Source organism: Streptomyces endocoffeicus (assembly GCF_016741935.1).
Lineage (GTDB): Bacteria > Actinomycetota > Actinomycetes > Streptomycetales > Streptomycetaceae > Streptomyces > Streptomyces endocoffeicus.
Genome location: NZ_JAERRG010000010.1, coordinates 56,220 through 71,340 on the forward strand (window position 1 = coordinate 56,220; position 15,121 = coordinate 71,340).

The window sequence follows — 15,121 nt, forward strand, 5'->3', positions numbered from 1 at the left end:
GTACGCCATCCGCCTGGCACGATGACGGGGTGACCGCACCGTTGACGCCGCATGATCAGCACTCGCCGCACGACGAGCCCGCCGAGGGCCGGCCGCCGTCCCACGAGCAACCTGCCGGGGACTCCGCTGTGCCGTACCCCACTGGGTATCCCGCGCATCCGGGGCAGGCTTCGGGGCATCCGGAGGACGCCGAGCACTCCGATGAGCACGCTGAGCACTCCGAGCACGCTGAGCACTCCGAGCATGCTGAGCACTCCGAGCCCGGGCCCGAATTGCGTGCCGAACTGGTGCAGGCGTCGCTGGTCGCCATCGCGGTGGCGGTCGCCGGGGTGCTTCTCGGGCTGCTGTGGCTGTGGTTGGCGCCGAAGGTTCCCCTGGTCTCGGACGGTTCCGCCGTCTATCTGAAGAACTCGGAAGGGGAGGACGCGGTCGGCGCGGACGGGATGTTCACGCTGCTCGGGCTCGCCTTCGGGGCCGTCTCGGCGATCATCGTCTTTCTGCTCTTCCGCCACGGCGGTATCGCGCTGGTCGTCGGGCTGGCGATCGGCGGGGTGCTCGCCTCGGTGATCGCCTGGCGGCTGGGCGTATGGCTGGGGCCCACCTCGGACGTCGTGGCGCATGCCAAGGCGGCCGGTAAGGGCGTCACCTTCGACGGGCCGCTCAAGCTGGGCGCCAAGGGTGCGCTGCTGGCGTGGTCGGTGGCGGCGATGGTGATCCACTTGGCGCTGACCGGGCTCTTCGGCCCCCGGGACCCGGAGCCCGCGCTGCCGCCTACGGCGACGCCGGGAGCGCGCTGAACGGAGCGCGTCTCCTGCCGGGCCCGGTGTTCGCGGGCCCGGTCCGCCGCCCCTCCCAACTCAGGGAGGCCGCCACTCCCAGCTCAGGGAGGCCGCCCCTCCCAGCTCAGGGAGGCCGCCCCTCCCAGCTCAGGGAGAGGGGACGCTGGAGGCGCGGACGATGAGTTCGGGGCGCAGCCGCTTGGACTCTGCGGCCTCGCCCTCCAGCAGCCGCAGCAGCGTCCGCAGCCCCTCGCGCCCCATGTCGAGCATGGGTGACCGCACCGTCGTCAGCGGCACCGGCAACTCCGCCGCCAGCGGCGTGTCGTTGAAGCCCACGACGGCCACGTCATCCCCCGCCCGCAGCCCCTGGTGGCGCAGCGCGCCTATCGCGCCGATGGCCGCGAAGTCGTTGACCGCGAAGATGGCCGTCGGCGGGTTCGGGGTGTCCAGCAGCCGCGCCGTCGCGGCGTGGCCGCCGGAGACGTCGAAGCGGGACTGGGCTATGCGGTCCGCCGGAACGGACAGCCCCGCCTCCCGATAGCGGTCCACCAGGCCCGCGGTGCGGTCGATACCGGTGCTGGCGTACGGCTCGCCCGCGACGACGGCGACATCGCGGTGGCCCAGCTCCAGCAGATGCTCGGCCACCAGCCGCCCGCCGAGATAGTCGTCGCAGGTCACCGAGGGATGGGCCCCGGCGGTGCGGCTGACCAGGACGAACGGAATGCCGCGGCCGGCCACCTCGTCCAGGAACCGCCCGTCCACATACGCGTCGCCGAAGATCATGCCGTCGACGCGCCGCCCGATGACCATATTGGTGCGGGTGCGCTGTGTCTCCGGGCGGTCGCCGGTGTTGGCGACGAACGTGGACAGTCCGTGCTCGGCGGCGGCCTCCTCGATGCCCTCGTAGATCGTGGCCAGCACCATGTCGGACAGCCGGGGCACCAGCACGCCCACCAGGTTGCTGCGCCGGGTGCGCAGGCTCGTGGCGTGCGGGTTGGGCTGATAGCCGAGCTCGTCGGCGAGGCGGCGGACGCGCTCGACCGTGCTGGCCGAGGCGGCGCGCAGGCTCTCGTCCGGTTTGGCGTGCAGCACCCGCGACACGGTCGAGACATGGAGGCCGAGCTGATCGGCGATGGTGCGCAGGGTGACCGGTCCTGATCGCTGCGTACCCACTCCGCTCGGCCTCCCCTTGTCCCGCTGCCGCAGCCGGACCTCGGTCGCGGCCAGTTGGCGCGATGGTAACAGCGGACCTCTTGACACCCGCCGTCGGTGGCCCACATCCTACCCAAACGATTGGCCCAAACGTTTGGGTGCGAGATCGAGCCACACGAGATCGGTTTCGCGTCATCGATGAGGAGGCAGGGTGCGCAGGATCGTCGTGCTGTCGACGGGCGGAACCATTGCCACGCGGCAGGACGCCCATGGCACCAGGCTCGCCGCCGAGCCCGCGGACGCCCTGTTGGAGCGGCTCCCGTGGCAGCCGGGGGTGGCGATCGAGGCGAGGGACGTGTTCTGCCTGGGCAGCTATCTGCTGACCCCGGCCGATATGCATGGCGTCGCCCTGGCCGTCCGCGAGGCGCTGGCCGACGAGTCGGTGGCCGGGGTCGTCGTCACCCACGGCACCGACAGCCTGGAGGAGACCGCCTATCTGGTGGATCTCTTTCACGGCGACGCCCGGCCCGTGGTGTTCACCGGGGCGATGCGCCCGGCGGACGCCCCGGACGGCGACGGCCCGCGCAATCTGGCGGACGCGATCGCTGTCGCGGACGCCATCGCCGCCCGCGACCTGGGGGTGCTGGTCTGTTTCGACGGCCAGGTCTACCCCGCCCGTGGCACCCGTAAGGCGCACACCACGGCGCCCGCCGCGTTCGCGGCACCCGACGGCGGTCCGCTGGGGCGGGTCGGCGACGGCGAGGTGCGGATCTCGGCGGTGCCGGTGCGCCCCAAGCCGCTGGACCTCGGCGCCTTCCGCCCCGAGGGAATCCGCACCGACATCGTGGCCTGCTACCCCGGATGCGATATCCGGGCGCTGCGCGCGGTGGCCGACGCGGGCGCCCGCGGGGTGGTGCTCGAAGCCACCGGGGCGGGCAACGCCAACCCGGAGGTCGCCGCGGAGGTCGCCCGGCTCACCGCGTCCGGCGTCGTCGTCGCCCTGTCCACCCGGGTGCACGCGGGCCCCGTGGCCGCGCTCTACGGAAACGGCGGCGGCGCGGATCTGGTGCGGGCCGGGGCCGTCCCCACCGGAACCCTGCGCCCCTCCCAGGCGCGGGTCCTGCTCATCGCCCTGCTCGGCGCCTATGGCGATCCGGAGCGGGTGCGGGCCGAATTCAACGATTCGCTGGACTCACCGCATTCACCGCATTCACCGCATTCACCGCATTCACCGCATTCACTGGATTCATTGGAGAGGAACACCCATGGCTAAAGAGATCTTCGTGGCGTTCGGCGTCGATGTGGACGCGGTGGCCGGCTGGCTGGGCTCCTACGGCGGCGAGGACTCGCCCTGTGACATCTCCCGCGGGATGTTCGCCGGGGAGGTCGGGGTGCCACGGCTGCTCCGGCTGTTCGAGCGGAAGGAACTGCGCACCACCTGGTTCATCCCCGGCCACTCCCTGGAGACCTTCCCCGATCAGACCCGTCAGGTGGTCGACGCGGGCCATGAGATCGGCGCCCACGGCTACTCGCACGAGAACCCGATCGCGATGACCCGGGCCCAGGAGAGCGCCATCCTGGACCGCGGCATCGATCTGATCGAGAAGGTCTCCGGGCGCCGCCCGACCGGTTATGTCGCCCCCTGGTGGGAGTTCTCGCCGGTGACCAACGAGCTGCTGATCGAGCGCGGTATCACCTACGACCACTCGCTGATGCACAACGACTTCACGCCCTATTACGTCCGGGTGGGCGACAGCTGGACGAAGATCGACTATTCGCGCCCGGCCGAGGAGTGGATGAAACCGCTGGTGCGCGGCCAGGAGACCGGACTGGTCGAGATCCCGGCCAACTGGTACCTCGACGATCTGCCGCCCATGATGTTCGTCAAGGCCAGCGCCAACAGCCACGGTTTCGTCTCCCCGCGCGAACTGGAGCAGACCTGGCGCGACCAGTTCGACTGGGTGTACCGGGAGATGGACTACGCGGCCTTCACCATGACGATCCACCCCGATGTCTCCGGCAGGCCCCAGACGCTGCTGATGCTGGAGCGGCTCATCGAATACATCGGCGGCCACGAGGGCGTGCGCTGGTCGACCTTCGACGACATCGCCACCGACTTCAAGGCGCGTTTCCCCCGCGCCTGATCAACCCGTTCTCCGTCCCGCCCCCAGCGCGGTCATCCCGTGCGTGGCGCGGCCCTCTCCCGGGCGACAGGTCTCATGCCGCCGGGCCCCGGCCCCACCCCTGGCCGAAGCATCTCCGTCCCCGCATCTCCGTCCCCACATCTCCGTCCCCGCATCTCCGTCCCCGCATCTCCGTCCCCCTCGCCGCGACGGCGCGGCGACCCCCGCTTCCGACAAGGGGCACCCGTCATGACCACAGTCTCCTCCGATCCCGAAGCGCCCACCCGCAGACTGCCGCGCATCGGGGTGCGTCCCACCCGTAAGGCGACGGCCATCGCGTTCTTCGCATGGGTCTTCGCCGTCTACGACTACATCCTCTTCGGCACCCTGCTGCCGGAGATCTCCGACCGCTTCGGCTGGAGCGAGGAACGGGCGGCGTTCGTCTCCACCCTGATATCCGCAGGAACGGCCATCGTGGTCCTCGGGGTCGGCCCGCTCGTCGACCGGCTCGGCCGCCGTAAGGGCATGATCCTCACCGTCTCGGGCACCGCTCTGGCATCCGCCGCCACGGCCGGCACCGTGAACGCCGGGTATCTGGTCGGTGTCCGCTCCCTGGGCGGCATCGGGCTGTCCGAACAGTCCGTCAACACCACCTATCTGAATGAGATCTACGCCGTCACCGAGGACAAGGCGATCCGGAAGCGCCGCGGCTTCATCTACAGCCTGGTGCAGGCCGGTTGGCCCACCGGCACCCTCGTGGCCGCCGCGTTCGTCGCCGTGTTCCTGCCGCTCGTCGGCTGGCGCGGCTGCTTCCTGCTGGCCACCTTCCCGGCCATCGTCATCGCCCTGCTGCGCCGGGGGCTGCCGGAGACCCCGCAGTTCGAGCTCCAGCAGCGGCTGCGCCGGCTGCACCGGGAGGGCAAGGCGGACGAGGCGCGGCGGGTCGCCGCGGAGTACGGCGTGGACGAGACGCCCTCCGCACCGCTGCTGGAGATCTTCCGCGGCAGCGCCCGGCGCAACACCCTGGTGCTCAGCTTCGCCTGGCTGGTCAACTGGTTCGGCATTCAGATCTTCAGCGTCCTGGGCACCACGGTGCTCACCAAGGCCAAGGGCGTCAGCTTCGCCAACTCCCTGGTGCTCTTCATCATCATCAACGCCGTGGCCTTCGCCGGATATCTCTTCCACGGCTGGGCCGGTGACCGCTTCGGACGCCGGAATGTGATCGCCTGCGGCTGGATCCTCTCGGGCGTGCTCTTCGCCCTCATGCTGACCGTCGCCCACGGCACCGTCGCCGTGGTGGTGCTCTACTCCCTGGGGATGTTCTTCCTGGTCGGCCCGTACGCCGCGATGCTCTTCTACATGGGCGAGTGCTACGACACCCGCTGCCGGGCCACCGGCACCTCGTTCATCAACGCGTTCAGCCAGCCCGGGGCCATCGCCGCCGGGGCGATCGCCACCGCGATGCTCGCCTCCGGCGCCCACTGGGATCGCACCGCGCTGCTCGTCGGGGCGGTCGGCACCTTTCTGTCCGGCTTCGTGATGTTCGCCGCCCGGCGCGTCGACACCGTCGAAGCCTGAAACCATCGGGAGAAAACCACAGTGGCAAGGACCGACCATCCCACGGACCGGCGCGTCGCCGTCATCACCGGGGCGGCCAGCGGCATCGGCCGCGCGCTCGCCGTGGAGTACGCCCGCCATGGGGTGCGCACCGTCATCGGCAGCTACCCCGGCGACCCCCACGACCCCGCCGAGACCGAGCGCCTGGTGAAGGCGGCGGGCGGGGAGTGCACACGGTGCGAGGTCGATGTGCGCGACCCCGCTCAGGTCGAGGCGTTCGCCGAACACGCCCTTACGGCCTTCGGCCGCCTGGACATCGCCGTGGCCAACGCCGGGGTGCTGCGCCGGGCACCGCTCGATCAGCTCACCGACGAGGCCTGGGACGACATGCTCTCCGTCGACCTCACCGGGGTGCTGCGCACCCTGCGCTCCGCCGCGCGGCGGATGGACGGACCGGGCGCGATGGTGGCGGTGTCCTCCATCGCGGGCGGGGTCTACGGCTGGGACGACCATGCCCACTACGCCGCCGCGAAGGCCGGTGTGCTCGGGCTGTGCCGCAGTCTCGCGGTCGAACTCGCCCCGCGGGGCATCCGCGTCAACTCCGTCATTCCGGGGCTCATCGAAACCCCCCAGTCCTCCGACCCCGTCAACTCGCTCGGTCCCGAGGGGCTGTCCCGTGCCGCCGGGGGCATCCCCTGGGGACGGGTCGGGAGGCCCGGGGAGATCGCCTCCGCGATCGCCTATCTGACCTCGGACGGCGCCTCGTACATCACCGGTCAGAGCCTGGTCGTCGACGGCGGCCTCACCGTGAGGATGCCGGCATGAGGAGGAAGCGCTGATGGGTGCGCTGGACGGACGGACCGCGTTCATCACCGGCGGGGCCAGCGGGATCGGCCGCGCCGTCGTCGAGGCCTACGCGGCCGAAGGGGCCCGGGTGGTGGTGGCCGACCGCGACGGGGAGCGGGCGAGGGCCGTGGCCGGGCGGACCGGCGCCGCGGGGCACACGGCGGTGGACGTGAGCGATCCGGCCGCGGTGGAGGCGGTGATGTGGGCCGCGGTCGGGGAGTTCGGCGGGATCGACATCCTCGTCAACGCCGCGGGCATCCTCACGGAGGCGCCGCTGATGGAGATGGACCCGCGGATGTGGTCCGAGACCCTCGCGGTCGATCTGACGGGCGTCTTCCTCTGCTGCCGCTACGCGGTCCCCCAGATGGCGGAACGGGGCTGGGGGAGAGTCATCAACATCGCCTCGCAGCTCGGTATCAAGGGTGGCCGGTCGCTGTCCCACTACGCGGCCGCCAAGGCCGGGGTCATCGGGCTGACCAAGTCGCTGGCCCTGGAGGTCGCGGAGCGGGGCGTCCTGGTGAACGCCATCGCGCCGGGGCCGATCGACACCCCGCTGGTCGCCGGGATCACCCCGGAGTGGAAGGCGGCCAAACAGGCCGAACTGCCACTGGGGCGGTTCGGCCGGCCCGAGGAGGTCGCTCCGACCGCCGTGCTGCTCGCCAGCGACCCCGGCGGCAATCTGTACGTCGGTCAGACCCTCGGCCCCAACAGCGGCGATGTGATGCCGTAGCCGCGTCGGCGTCGGCCGCGGCCCTGTCCTCCCCACGTCGGCCGCGGCCCTGTCCTCCCCACGTCGGCCGCGGCCCTGTCCTCCCCGCGTCGGGCGCGGACCGGGGACTCGGCGGGCCGGGCCCGGACGCATACGGCTCGGGGGCGACAGAAGCGGGAACGACAGAAGCGGGAACGGCAGCAGCGGGAACGGTGGAAGAAGGAAGGTGGCGGGATGTGCGGGGCGTGCGGTGAGCGGGGTGCGTTCGACTGGGCGCGGCCCTGGGTCAGCGGGGTCGCCGCCCGCCGGGCGGTGGCCGCCGCGGTCGGCGCGGTGGACCGGCCCGGGGTGCGGGTGGCGGTCGGGAGCGGCGGCTGGCTGGTGACCGGACCCACCGGCGCGACCGCGGCCTGTGCGGGGCTGGTCGCTCTGGTCGCTGCCGTACGGCGCTGGGCCCCCGGAGCGGAACCAGCATGTCCGGACCGCGCTCGGCCGTCCGGGCCGCTGTCCGTGCCCGCGGCGGAGGACCGGCGCCGGGGCCTGGTGCTGCGGGTCGCCCCGGGCGGGGCCCGCAGCGCCGACGCCGCGTTGGAGGCGCACGGGACGGTGGCGGTGGTGGACTCCGGGGCCACGGCCCGCGCCGTCATCGCCGCGCTCGCCTCGCCCCGCTGGTTCCCCCGCCGCTATCTGGAGCGGGTGGAGGGCGTGGCGGACGCCTGGGCCCGTCCCGCGCCCGCCCTGTGGCCACCGCCGACCGGCCCGGACCCCTGCGCCCTGGCCGCCGACACCCTGGTCCGGCTGGAGTGGATCCGGCAGAGCGGCCGGCTGGACGGGGACGCGCTCGCCGTCCGGGGACCGCTCGGTCCCGCCGCCGGGTACGACGTGGAGATCCGCGACGGGCACGTGGTGCGGGCCCGCACCTGGCGCGCGAGCCATGAGCCGGCCCGCCGTGAGAGCTACGAGCGGGCGATCGGTGCCACCACCGCGGCCGTCAGCGACGCCAGGTCCTTGGGCGACAGCTCGACCTCCAGCCCGCGGCGGCCCGCCGAGACGCAGATCGTCTCGTAGCCGTCGGCCGACGCGTCCAGGGCCGTCGGGAGGCGCTTGCGCTGGCCGAGTGGGGAGATTCCGCCCCGTACATAGCCCGTGGTGCGCTCGGCCACCGCCGGGTCCGCCATCGTGGCGCGCTTGCCGCCGACCGCCGAGGCGAGCGCCTTGAGGTCGAGCGTGGCCGAGACGGGCACGATGGCGACCGTAAGGCGGTCATCGACGCTCGCGACGAGGGTCTTGAAGACCCGTTCCGGTTCGACGCCGAGCGCCTGGGCGGCCTCCTCGCCGTAGGACGGGGCCGCCGGGTCGTGCTCGTAGGAGTGCACGGTGAAGTCCGTGCCCGCGGCGGTCAGGGCGGTGGTGGCGGGGGTGCCCGCCGAGTTCTTCTTGGTCTTCTTCGGCATGTTCGTCCGCGTCAGTTGGGGCTGGTGGGACCGCGGGTCAGATCGACGGCAGGGAGGGACGGGAGCTTACCGATGACCGCGCTCTCGGCGCGAAGGAGTTTCAGCTCGTCGGCCAGCCGGCTCGCGGTGTCCGGGGCCTGCAGCAGCCGCTGCTTCGCGGGCGTGTCGAGCACGGCCGCGGCCGCCACCAGGTACGAGAGGACGGACGGCTCGCCCGGCAGGTCCTGCTCGGCCGCCAGGGTCCGCTCCCGGGCGCCCGCGAGCCGCTTCTGGTACATGCGGAAGGCCCGTACGACACCCGAGGCCAGCGCCCCGGCGCCCTCGCCCTGCTCCTCCTCCAGCTCCTTGACCTCGGCCGTCAGATACGGGCCCGAGGAGTCCACGGAGACCAGCTCGAAGCGGGTGGTGCCGGTGGCCAGCACCTCGAAGGTGCCGTCCTCCTGCTCCCGGATGGTGGCCGCGTCCGCCACGCATCCCACGGAGTAGAAGGACTTGGCGGGGTCCGGGCCGAACCCGGCCGTGGGGCCGGGGTCCGGCATCTTGAGGGAGTCCGGGAGGCCGATCGCGCTCGGGGCGACCTCATGGCCGTCCCTGATCGCGATCACCCCGAACCGGCGCGGCGCGTCCTCGGGGAGCGCCGACAGATCGCGCATCAGGGAGCGATACCGCTGCTCGAAGACGTTCAGGGGCATGACGAGCCCCGGGAACAGCACCGTGTTCAGCGGGAAGAGCGGAAGGCGCGCGGAGGTCACGGGGCGTAAGCCTAATGGCCCCGCGCGTTCCCTTTCACTGGCGCCGGAGCAGCGGTCACTGGCGCCGCAGCAGTCGGGACGCGCCGGCGGCGACCGCGGTGGCCAGCACCCAGCCCAGAAGGATCATGACGATGGAGGCCCATTGGACGGCGCCCTCGGGTTTCCAGTAGCCGTCCATGCCCAGATCGATGACCGGGATCAGCAGATCGAGCGTGTACAGCGAGGCGTTCCAGTTCGGCGATTCATCGGGCTTCAGCGCCTCCGGCCGGTTGTGGGCGAAGAACACCGAGCCGACCGCCCACAGCACCGCCATCCACACCGCCGCCCGGCCCGGGCGGTAGCCGTAGGCCACCGTCCAGTCCTGGAGATAGCCCCACACCTTCCCGGCGAGCGGTAGCGTCTCCCGGCGGCGCCGCTGCTTGGCGAGCTGCACCTCGCGCGCGTCGGCGTCCTCGCCGCTGGCCCGCATCGTGTTGGCCAGCATCTCGTACGGCTCGGGCGCGTACTCGGGGGTGGCGGCGGCCACCCACTCCAGCCGCCGGGCCAGCGGGAAGTGGCCGCGCGGGATCAGGCACTCATAGCTGAACCCGGCCATGGTCAGCCCGCCGGGCCCCGGCCAGCTCACCGACTTGTCGACAAGGTTGACCACCCGGGCGCCGGAGAGGATCACCCGTCCGCGCTGCGGCCGCTCCCCGAGGAAGCGCAGCTCGGGCGTCTGGACCCGGCGCAGCGACAGCTCCTGGTCGTTCTCCATGATGAAGCGGGCCTGGTCGAGGTCGATCGCGTCGCCGATCCGCCCGTCGTCCAGCCGGATCCCGCCCTCGCACTCGAAGCGCTGGATCCGGGTGCCGCGGCTGGGGGTGGAGGCGGTGCCGTACGGCGGGGTGGAGCCGCTGGAGTACGTGCTCACCCCGCCCGCGGTGAGGTACAGGCTGCGCTCCACGGTCAGCTGCGGCGCGTTCAGCGCGCGACGGCCGTAAGGGTTGCGCAGCCGGCTGCCGCGCAGGCTGAGCGACACGCCGATCTGCGCCCCGCGCAGGCTCAGCTCGCCGTACGACTCGATCATGTCGGCCTGGAAGTCCTGGGCGACGGTCAGCCCGTCGGCGCTGATCGACATGCCCCGGCGGTCACGGCGCACAATGAGCTGGTTGAGCAGTAAATCGGTGCCGATATGGGCGTCGGTGAGCCGGATGCCGTGCTCGACCACACAGCGCGGCAGATGCAGATCGCCCTCGGTGCGCAGCCGGGCCGCCTCCAGCCGGGGGAGGGAGCAGCCCACCAGGCGCAGGGTGGTGAACTGCGCCTCGGGGACCAGCACCTCCCGCTCGAAGCGGCAGTTCTTGAGCTCCACATAGGGCTCGATGTTTCCGCCGGCCAGATCGAGCGTGCCGGTGATGTGCACCCCGTTGAGCTTGAGCGCCGAGACCCGGCCCGGCTGCGCGGGCGGCCCGTCCAGCAGCAGAAGGGCCACGACACGCGCGCGGACACTGCGCTCCGGGCCCCAGGCGTACGGTCCTGAGGGGTCGTTCCGCTGGGGGTGGGAGGTGCGCAGATCATGGGTGCTGCCATTGCGGAACGCCTGCCACATGCCCCATTCGGCGGTGGTCAGATCGAGGCCCGGGGGCGGATCGCCATCGTGCGGCTCGGTCACAGCCGTGTCCCCTCCTGATTCTCCGTGTCCCCGTACGGAGCACATTCCCGCTGAGTAACCGGTTGAACGCCAACGGTCAGGGTCAACTTAGGGGGTCCGTATCACTGACTGATACGGGGGGAGGGGCCTCGTGGCGGGTCTGAGACAATTGATCGCGTGATCTCCCGTATCGATCTGCGCGGTGCCGCCTTCCCGGAAGGCGGGATCGACCGCGACCTGCTGCCCCGTGCCGAGCTCGACGTCGAGGCCGCCCTGGAGAAGGTGCGGCCCATCTGCGACGACGTGCGCCATCGCGGAACCGCTGCGCTGATCGACTACGCCCATCGGTTCGACGGCGTGACCATAGAGCGGGTGCGGGTCCCCGCGGAGGCGCTGGAGAGCGCCCTCGCCGAGCTGGACCCGGCCGTGCGGGCCGCCCTGGAGGAGTCCATCCGGCGGGCCCGGCTGGTCCACCGCGACCAGCGGCGCACCGACCACACCACCCAGGTGGTGCCCGGCGGCACGGTCACCGAGCGCTGGGTGCCGGTCGAGCGCGTCGGTCTTTACGTACCGGGCGGGCGCTCGGTCTACCCCTCCTCCGTGGTGATGAACGTGGTGCCCGCGCAGGAGGCCGGGGTCGTCTCGATGGCCGTCGCCTCCCCGCCGCAGGCGGACTTCGGCGGGCTGCCGCACCCCACGATCCTCGCGGCGTGCGCGCTGCTGGGCGTGGACGAGGTGTACGCGGCGGGCGGCGCCCAGGCGGTCGCCATGTTCGCCTACGGCACCGAGGACTGCCGTCCGGTCTCGATGGTGACCGGTCCTGGCAATATCTGGGTCGCCGCGGCCAAGCGGCTGCTCAAGGGCCGGATCGGCATCGACGCCGAGGCCGGGCCGACCGAGATCGCCGTCCTCGCCGACGCCACCGCCGACCCGGTGCATGTCGCCGCGGACCTGATCAGCCAGGCCGAGCACGATCCGCTGGCGGCGTCGGTGCTGGTCACCGACTCCGAGGAGCTGGCGGCCGCGGTCGAGAAGGAGCTCGAGGTCCAGGTGGGGGCCACCAAGCACGTCGCGGACCGGATTGGTCCGGCGCTGGCCGGGCGGCAGTCCGGCATCGTGCTGGTCGACGGTCTGGAGCAGGGTCTGGCCGTCGTGGACGCGTACGCGGCCGAGCACCTGGAGATCCAGACCGAGGACGCGGCGGCCGTCGCGGCCCGGGTGCGCAACGCCGGGGCGATCTTCGTCGGGGCCTACGCCCCGGTGTCGCTCGGCGACTACGCGGCGGGCTCCAACCATGTGCTGCCCACCGGCGGCTGCGCCTGCCACTCCTCGGGACTGTCCGTGCAGTCCTTCCTGCGCGGCATCCATGTGGTGGACTACACCCGGGACGCGCTGGCCGAGATCGCCGGCCATGTGGTGACGCTGGCCGAGGCGGAGGATCTGCCCGCCCACGGCGCCGCGGTGAAGGCAAGGTTCGACTGGAAGGTGCCACCGAGCAAGTGACCGGCATTGACGATCTCCCGATCCGGGACGAGCTCCGTGGCAAATCCCCGTACGGCGCTCCGCAGCTGGACGTGCCCGTACGGCTGAACACCAACGAGAACCCCTATCCGCTGCCCGAGCCGCTGGTCGCCCGGATCGCCGAGCGGGTCGCCGAGGCGGCCCGGAACCTCAACCGCTACCCGGACCGGGACGCGGTCGAGCTGCGTACCGGGCTGGCCCGCTACCTCAGCCGTACGGCCGGTCTCGAGGTCGGTGTCGCCCAGGTCTGGGCGGCCAACGGGTCCAACGAGGTGCTCCAGCAGCTGCTGCAGACCTTCGGCGGCCCGGGGCGCACCGCGATCGGCTTCGAGCCCTCGTACTCGATGCACGCGCTGATCTCCCGTGGCACCGGCACCGGCTGGATTTCCGGTCCCCGGAACGCCGATTTCACCATCGATGTCGATGCCGCCCGTAAGGCCATCGCCGAGCAGCGCCCCGATGTCGTCTTCATCACCTCGCCGAACAATCCGACGGGGACGGCGGTCGGCGCCGAGACGGTGCTGGCGCTGCACGACGCGGCGCAGGACGCCAGGGCGGACACCGCCGGGGCGCTCGTCGTCGTGGACGAGGCGTACGGGGAGTTCAGCCACCGTCCGTCGCTGCTGCCGCTGATCGAGGGGCGGCCGCGGCTGGTGCTCTCGCGGACCATGTCCAAGGCGTTCGGCGCGGCCGGGCTGCGGCTCGGCTACCTCGCCGCCGACCCGGCGGTCGTCGACGCCGTCCAGCTGGTCCGCCTGCCGTACCACCTGTCCGCCATCACCCAGGCCACCGCGCTGGCCGCCCTCGAGCACACCGATACGCTGCTGGGGTACGTCGAGGCGCTCAAGGCCGAGCGCGACCGGCTGGTGAGCGAGCTGCGCACCATCGGCTGCCAGGTGACCGACTCCGACGCCAACTTCGTCCAGTTCGGTCGCTTCGAGGACGCCCACGCGGCGTGGCAGGGCCTGCTGGACCGGGGCGTCCTGGTCCGGGACAACGGTGTACCGGGATGGCTGCGGGTGACCGCGGGGACCCCGGCCGAGAACGACGCGTTCCTCGACGCGGTACGCGAGCTGATGAAGGAGAAGAGCGCATGACCCGCGTGGGACGCGTGGAGCGCACGACCAAGGAGACCTCGGTCGTCGTCGAGATCGACCTCGACGGCACCGGCCAGGTCGATGTGTCGACAGGGGTCGGCTTCTACGACCACATGCTCGACCAGCTCGGCCGCCACGGCCTCTTCGACCTCACGGTCAAGACCGAGGGCGACCTGCACATCGACACCCACCACACCATCGAGGACACCGCCCTCGCGCTGGGCGCCGCCTTCAAGCAGGCGCTCGGGGACAAGGTGGGCATCTACCGCTTCGGCAACTGCACGGTGCCGCTGGACGAGTCGCTGGCCCAGGTGACGGTCGACCTCTCCGGCCGCCCGTACCTGGTGCACACCGAGCCGGAGAACATCGCGCCGATGATCGGCACCTACGACACCACGATGACCCGGCACATCCTGGAGTCCTTCGTGGCCCAGGCGCAGATCGCCCTGCATGTCCACGTGCCCTACGGGCGCAACGCCCACCACATCGTGGAGTGCCAGTTCAAGGCCCTGGCGCGGGCCCTGCGCTACGCCAGCGAGCGCGACCCCCGCGCCGCCGGGATCCTCCCCTCCACGAAGGGCGCCCTGTAACTGTGAGCGTCGCACGCGCGGCCGCCGGGCCGCAGACGGCATTCGACCCGCGCTTTCGCCGCGCGGGCGGAGAAGCGAACGAGGTGGCGGCGTGAACGGCCTGTCGACCGTGTTCATCCTCGTGGGGCTGTTTCTGCTCGGCGGGGTCATCTCCTTCGTCAAGCAGGGCATGTCCAAGAGCATCATCACGCTGCTCGGGGTCGGTGCCACCATGGCGCTGCTCGCCGGCGTCCTGCGGCTCGAGGTATGGAATTGAGCGACAAGAGCGTCGTCGTCCTCGACTACGGATTCGGCAATGTCCGGTCCGCCGAGCGGGCCCTCGCCCATGTCGGCGCGCGGGTCGAGATCACCCGTGACTACGACAAGGCCATGGCCGCCGACGGCCTGCTCGTCCCCGGTGTCGGTGCCTTCGCCGCCTGTATGAAGGGGCTGCGCGCGGCGCGCGGCGACTGGATCGTGGGGCGCCGGCTGTCCGGCGGCCGCCCGGTCATGGGCATCTGCGTCGGCATGCAGATCCTCTTCGGACGCGGTATCGAGCACGGCGTCGAGGCCGAGGGCCTGGACGAATGGCCCGGCACGGTCGAGCCGCTGCGCGCCCCCATCGTCCCCCACATGGGGTGGAACACGGTCAAGGCGCCCGGCGACTCCCAGCTCTTCGCGGGCCTGGACGAGGGCGAGCGGTACTACTTCGTCCACTCCTACGCGGTCCGCACCTGGGAGCTCGAGGTCACCAACCCGCATCTCACCGCCCCCAGGGTCACCTGGTCCACCCATGGCGAGCCGTTCGTCGCCGCAGTCGAGAACGGCCCGCTGTGGGCCACCCAGTTCCACCCCGAGAAGTCGGGCGACGCCGGGGCGCGGCTGCTCCGCAACTGGCTCGACACGCTCTGACCGGCCCCCGCGCCAGCCCT

16 protein-coding genes are annotated in these 15,121 nt (G+C 71.9%); 12 read left to right on the forward strand and 4 right to left on the reverse strand.

Annotation, left to right across the window (positions count from 1 at the left end; all coding sequences use genetic code 11):
- Nucleotides 1-29: 29 nt before the first annotated feature.
- A complete protein-coding gene (locus JK364_RS24585) occupies nt 30-797 on the forward strand; it encodes an SLC41A family transporter (protein WP_307841378.1) in 768 nt (255 codons plus the stop codon).
- Nucleotides 798-926: 129 nt separating this feature from the next.
- On the opposite strand, the gene JK364_RS24590 is transcribed toward JK364_RS24585, so the two are convergent.
- Nucleotides 927-1,952 carry a LacI family DNA-binding transcriptional regulator gene (locus JK364_RS24590; protein WP_201853364.1) on the reverse strand — a complete coding sequence of 342 codons (1,026 nt, stop codon included), beginning with the start codon at nt 1,950-1,952 and terminating at the stop codon, nt 927-929.
- A 190-nt stretch (nt 1,953-2,142) separates the two neighbouring features.
- Between JK364_RS24590 and JK364_RS24595 the strand changes: the two genes are divergently transcribed.
- From JK364_RS24595 to JK364_RS24620, 6 genes are all read left to right on the forward strand, one after another.
- Entirely contained in the window at nt 2,143-3,204 is a 1,062-nt protein-coding gene (locus JK364_RS24595) for an asparaginase (RefSeq protein WP_201853365.1), read from the forward strand.
- On the forward strand, nt 3,197-4,075 hold the full coding sequence (locus tag JK364_RS24600; RefSeq protein ID WP_201853366.1) for a polysaccharide deacetylase family protein: 879 nt from the start codon (nt 3,197-3,199) through the stop codon (nt 4,073-4,075). The genes JK364_RS24595 and JK364_RS24600 overlap by 8 nt, the downstream gene beginning before the upstream one ends.
- Nucleotides 4,076-4,303: 228 nt before the next feature.
- Nucleotides 4,304-5,632 carry an MFS transporter gene (locus tag JK364_RS24605; RefSeq protein ID WP_201853367.1) on the forward strand — a complete coding sequence of 443 codons (1,329 nt, stop codon included), beginning with the start codon at nt 4,304-4,306 and terminating at the stop codon, nt 5,630-5,632.
- 21 nt (nt 5,633-5,653) lie between these two features.
- Entirely contained in the window at nt 5,654-6,436 is a 783-nt protein-coding gene (locus JK364_RS24610) for an SDR family NAD(P)-dependent oxidoreductase (protein WP_201853368.1), read from the forward strand.
- Between the two features lie 13 nt (nt 6,437-6,449).
- The gene (locus JK364_RS24615; protein ID WP_201853369.1) at nt 6,450-7,187 is read left to right on the forward strand and encodes an SDR family NAD(P)-dependent oxidoreductase; all 738 of its coding nucleotides are present in this window, start codon (nt 6,450-6,452) and stop codon (nt 7,185-7,187) included.
- 213 nt (nt 7,188-7,400) lie between these two features.
- A complete protein-coding gene (locus tag JK364_RS24620; protein WP_201853370.1) occupies nt 7,401-8,234 on the forward strand; it encodes a hypothetical protein in 834 nt (277 codons plus the stop codon).
- On the opposite strand, the gene ybaK is transcribed toward JK364_RS24620, so the two are convergent.
- Genes ybaK through JK364_RS24635 form a run of 3 tightly spaced genes read right to left on the reverse strand, consistent with a single transcriptional unit; the run spans nt 8,123 to nt 11,023 of the window.
- Entirely contained in the window at nt 8,123-8,620 is a 498-nt protein-coding gene (gene ybaK, locus JK364_RS24625) for a Cys-tRNA(Pro) deacylase (protein ID WP_201853371.1), read from the reverse strand. The genes JK364_RS24620 and ybaK overlap by 112 nt on opposite strands.
- A gap of 11 nt (nt 8,621-8,631) precedes the next feature.
- Complete coding sequence (locus JK364_RS24630) at nt 8,632-9,372, reverse strand: LON peptidase substrate-binding domain-containing protein (RefSeq protein ID WP_201853372.1); 741 nt, start codon at nt 9,370-9,372, stop codon at nt 8,632-8,634.
- A gap of 55 nt (nt 9,373-9,427) precedes the next feature.
- The gene (locus JK364_RS24635) at nt 9,428-11,023 is read right to left on the reverse strand and encodes an oxidoreductase (RefSeq protein ID WP_201853373.1); all 1,596 of its coding nucleotides are present in this window, start codon (nt 11,021-11,023) and stop codon (nt 9,428-9,430) included.
- A 156-nt stretch (nt 11,024-11,179) separates the two neighbouring features.
- Between JK364_RS24635 and hisD the strand changes: the two genes are divergently transcribed.
- From hisD to hisH, 5 genes are all read left to right on the forward strand, one after another.
- Nucleotides 11,180-12,505, forward strand: coding sequence for a histidinol dehydrogenase (gene hisD, locus JK364_RS24640; RefSeq protein WP_201853374.1), 1,326 nt, complete (start codon nt 11,180-11,182; stop codon nt 12,503-12,505).
- Entirely contained in the window at nt 12,502-13,620 is a 1,119-nt protein-coding gene (locus tag JK364_RS24645) for a histidinol-phosphate transaminase (RefSeq protein WP_201853375.1), read from the forward strand. Before hisD ends, JK364_RS24645 begins: the two co-directional genes overlap by 4 nt.
- Nucleotides 13,617-14,210 (forward strand): imidazoleglycerol-phosphate dehydratase HisB, encoded by a 594-nt coding sequence (hisB, locus tag JK364_RS24650; RefSeq protein ID WP_014059975.1) that lies wholly within the window; start codon nt 13,617-13,619, stop codon nt 14,208-14,210. Before JK364_RS24645 ends, hisB begins: the two co-directional genes overlap by 4 nt.
- 91 nt (nt 14,211-14,301) lie before the next feature.
- Complete coding sequence (locus JK364_RS24655; protein ID WP_201853376.1) at nt 14,302-14,466, forward strand: CG2302 family histidine operon protein; 165 nt, start codon at nt 14,302-14,304, stop codon at nt 14,464-14,466.
- The gene (hisH, locus tag JK364_RS24660; RefSeq protein ID WP_201853377.1) at nt 14,457-15,101 is read left to right on the forward strand and encodes an imidazole glycerol phosphate synthase subunit HisH; all 645 of its coding nucleotides are present in this window, start codon (nt 14,457-14,459) and stop codon (nt 15,099-15,101) included. Before JK364_RS24655 ends, hisH begins: the two co-directional genes overlap by 10 nt.
- Nucleotides 15,102-15,121 lie beyond the last annotated feature (20 nt).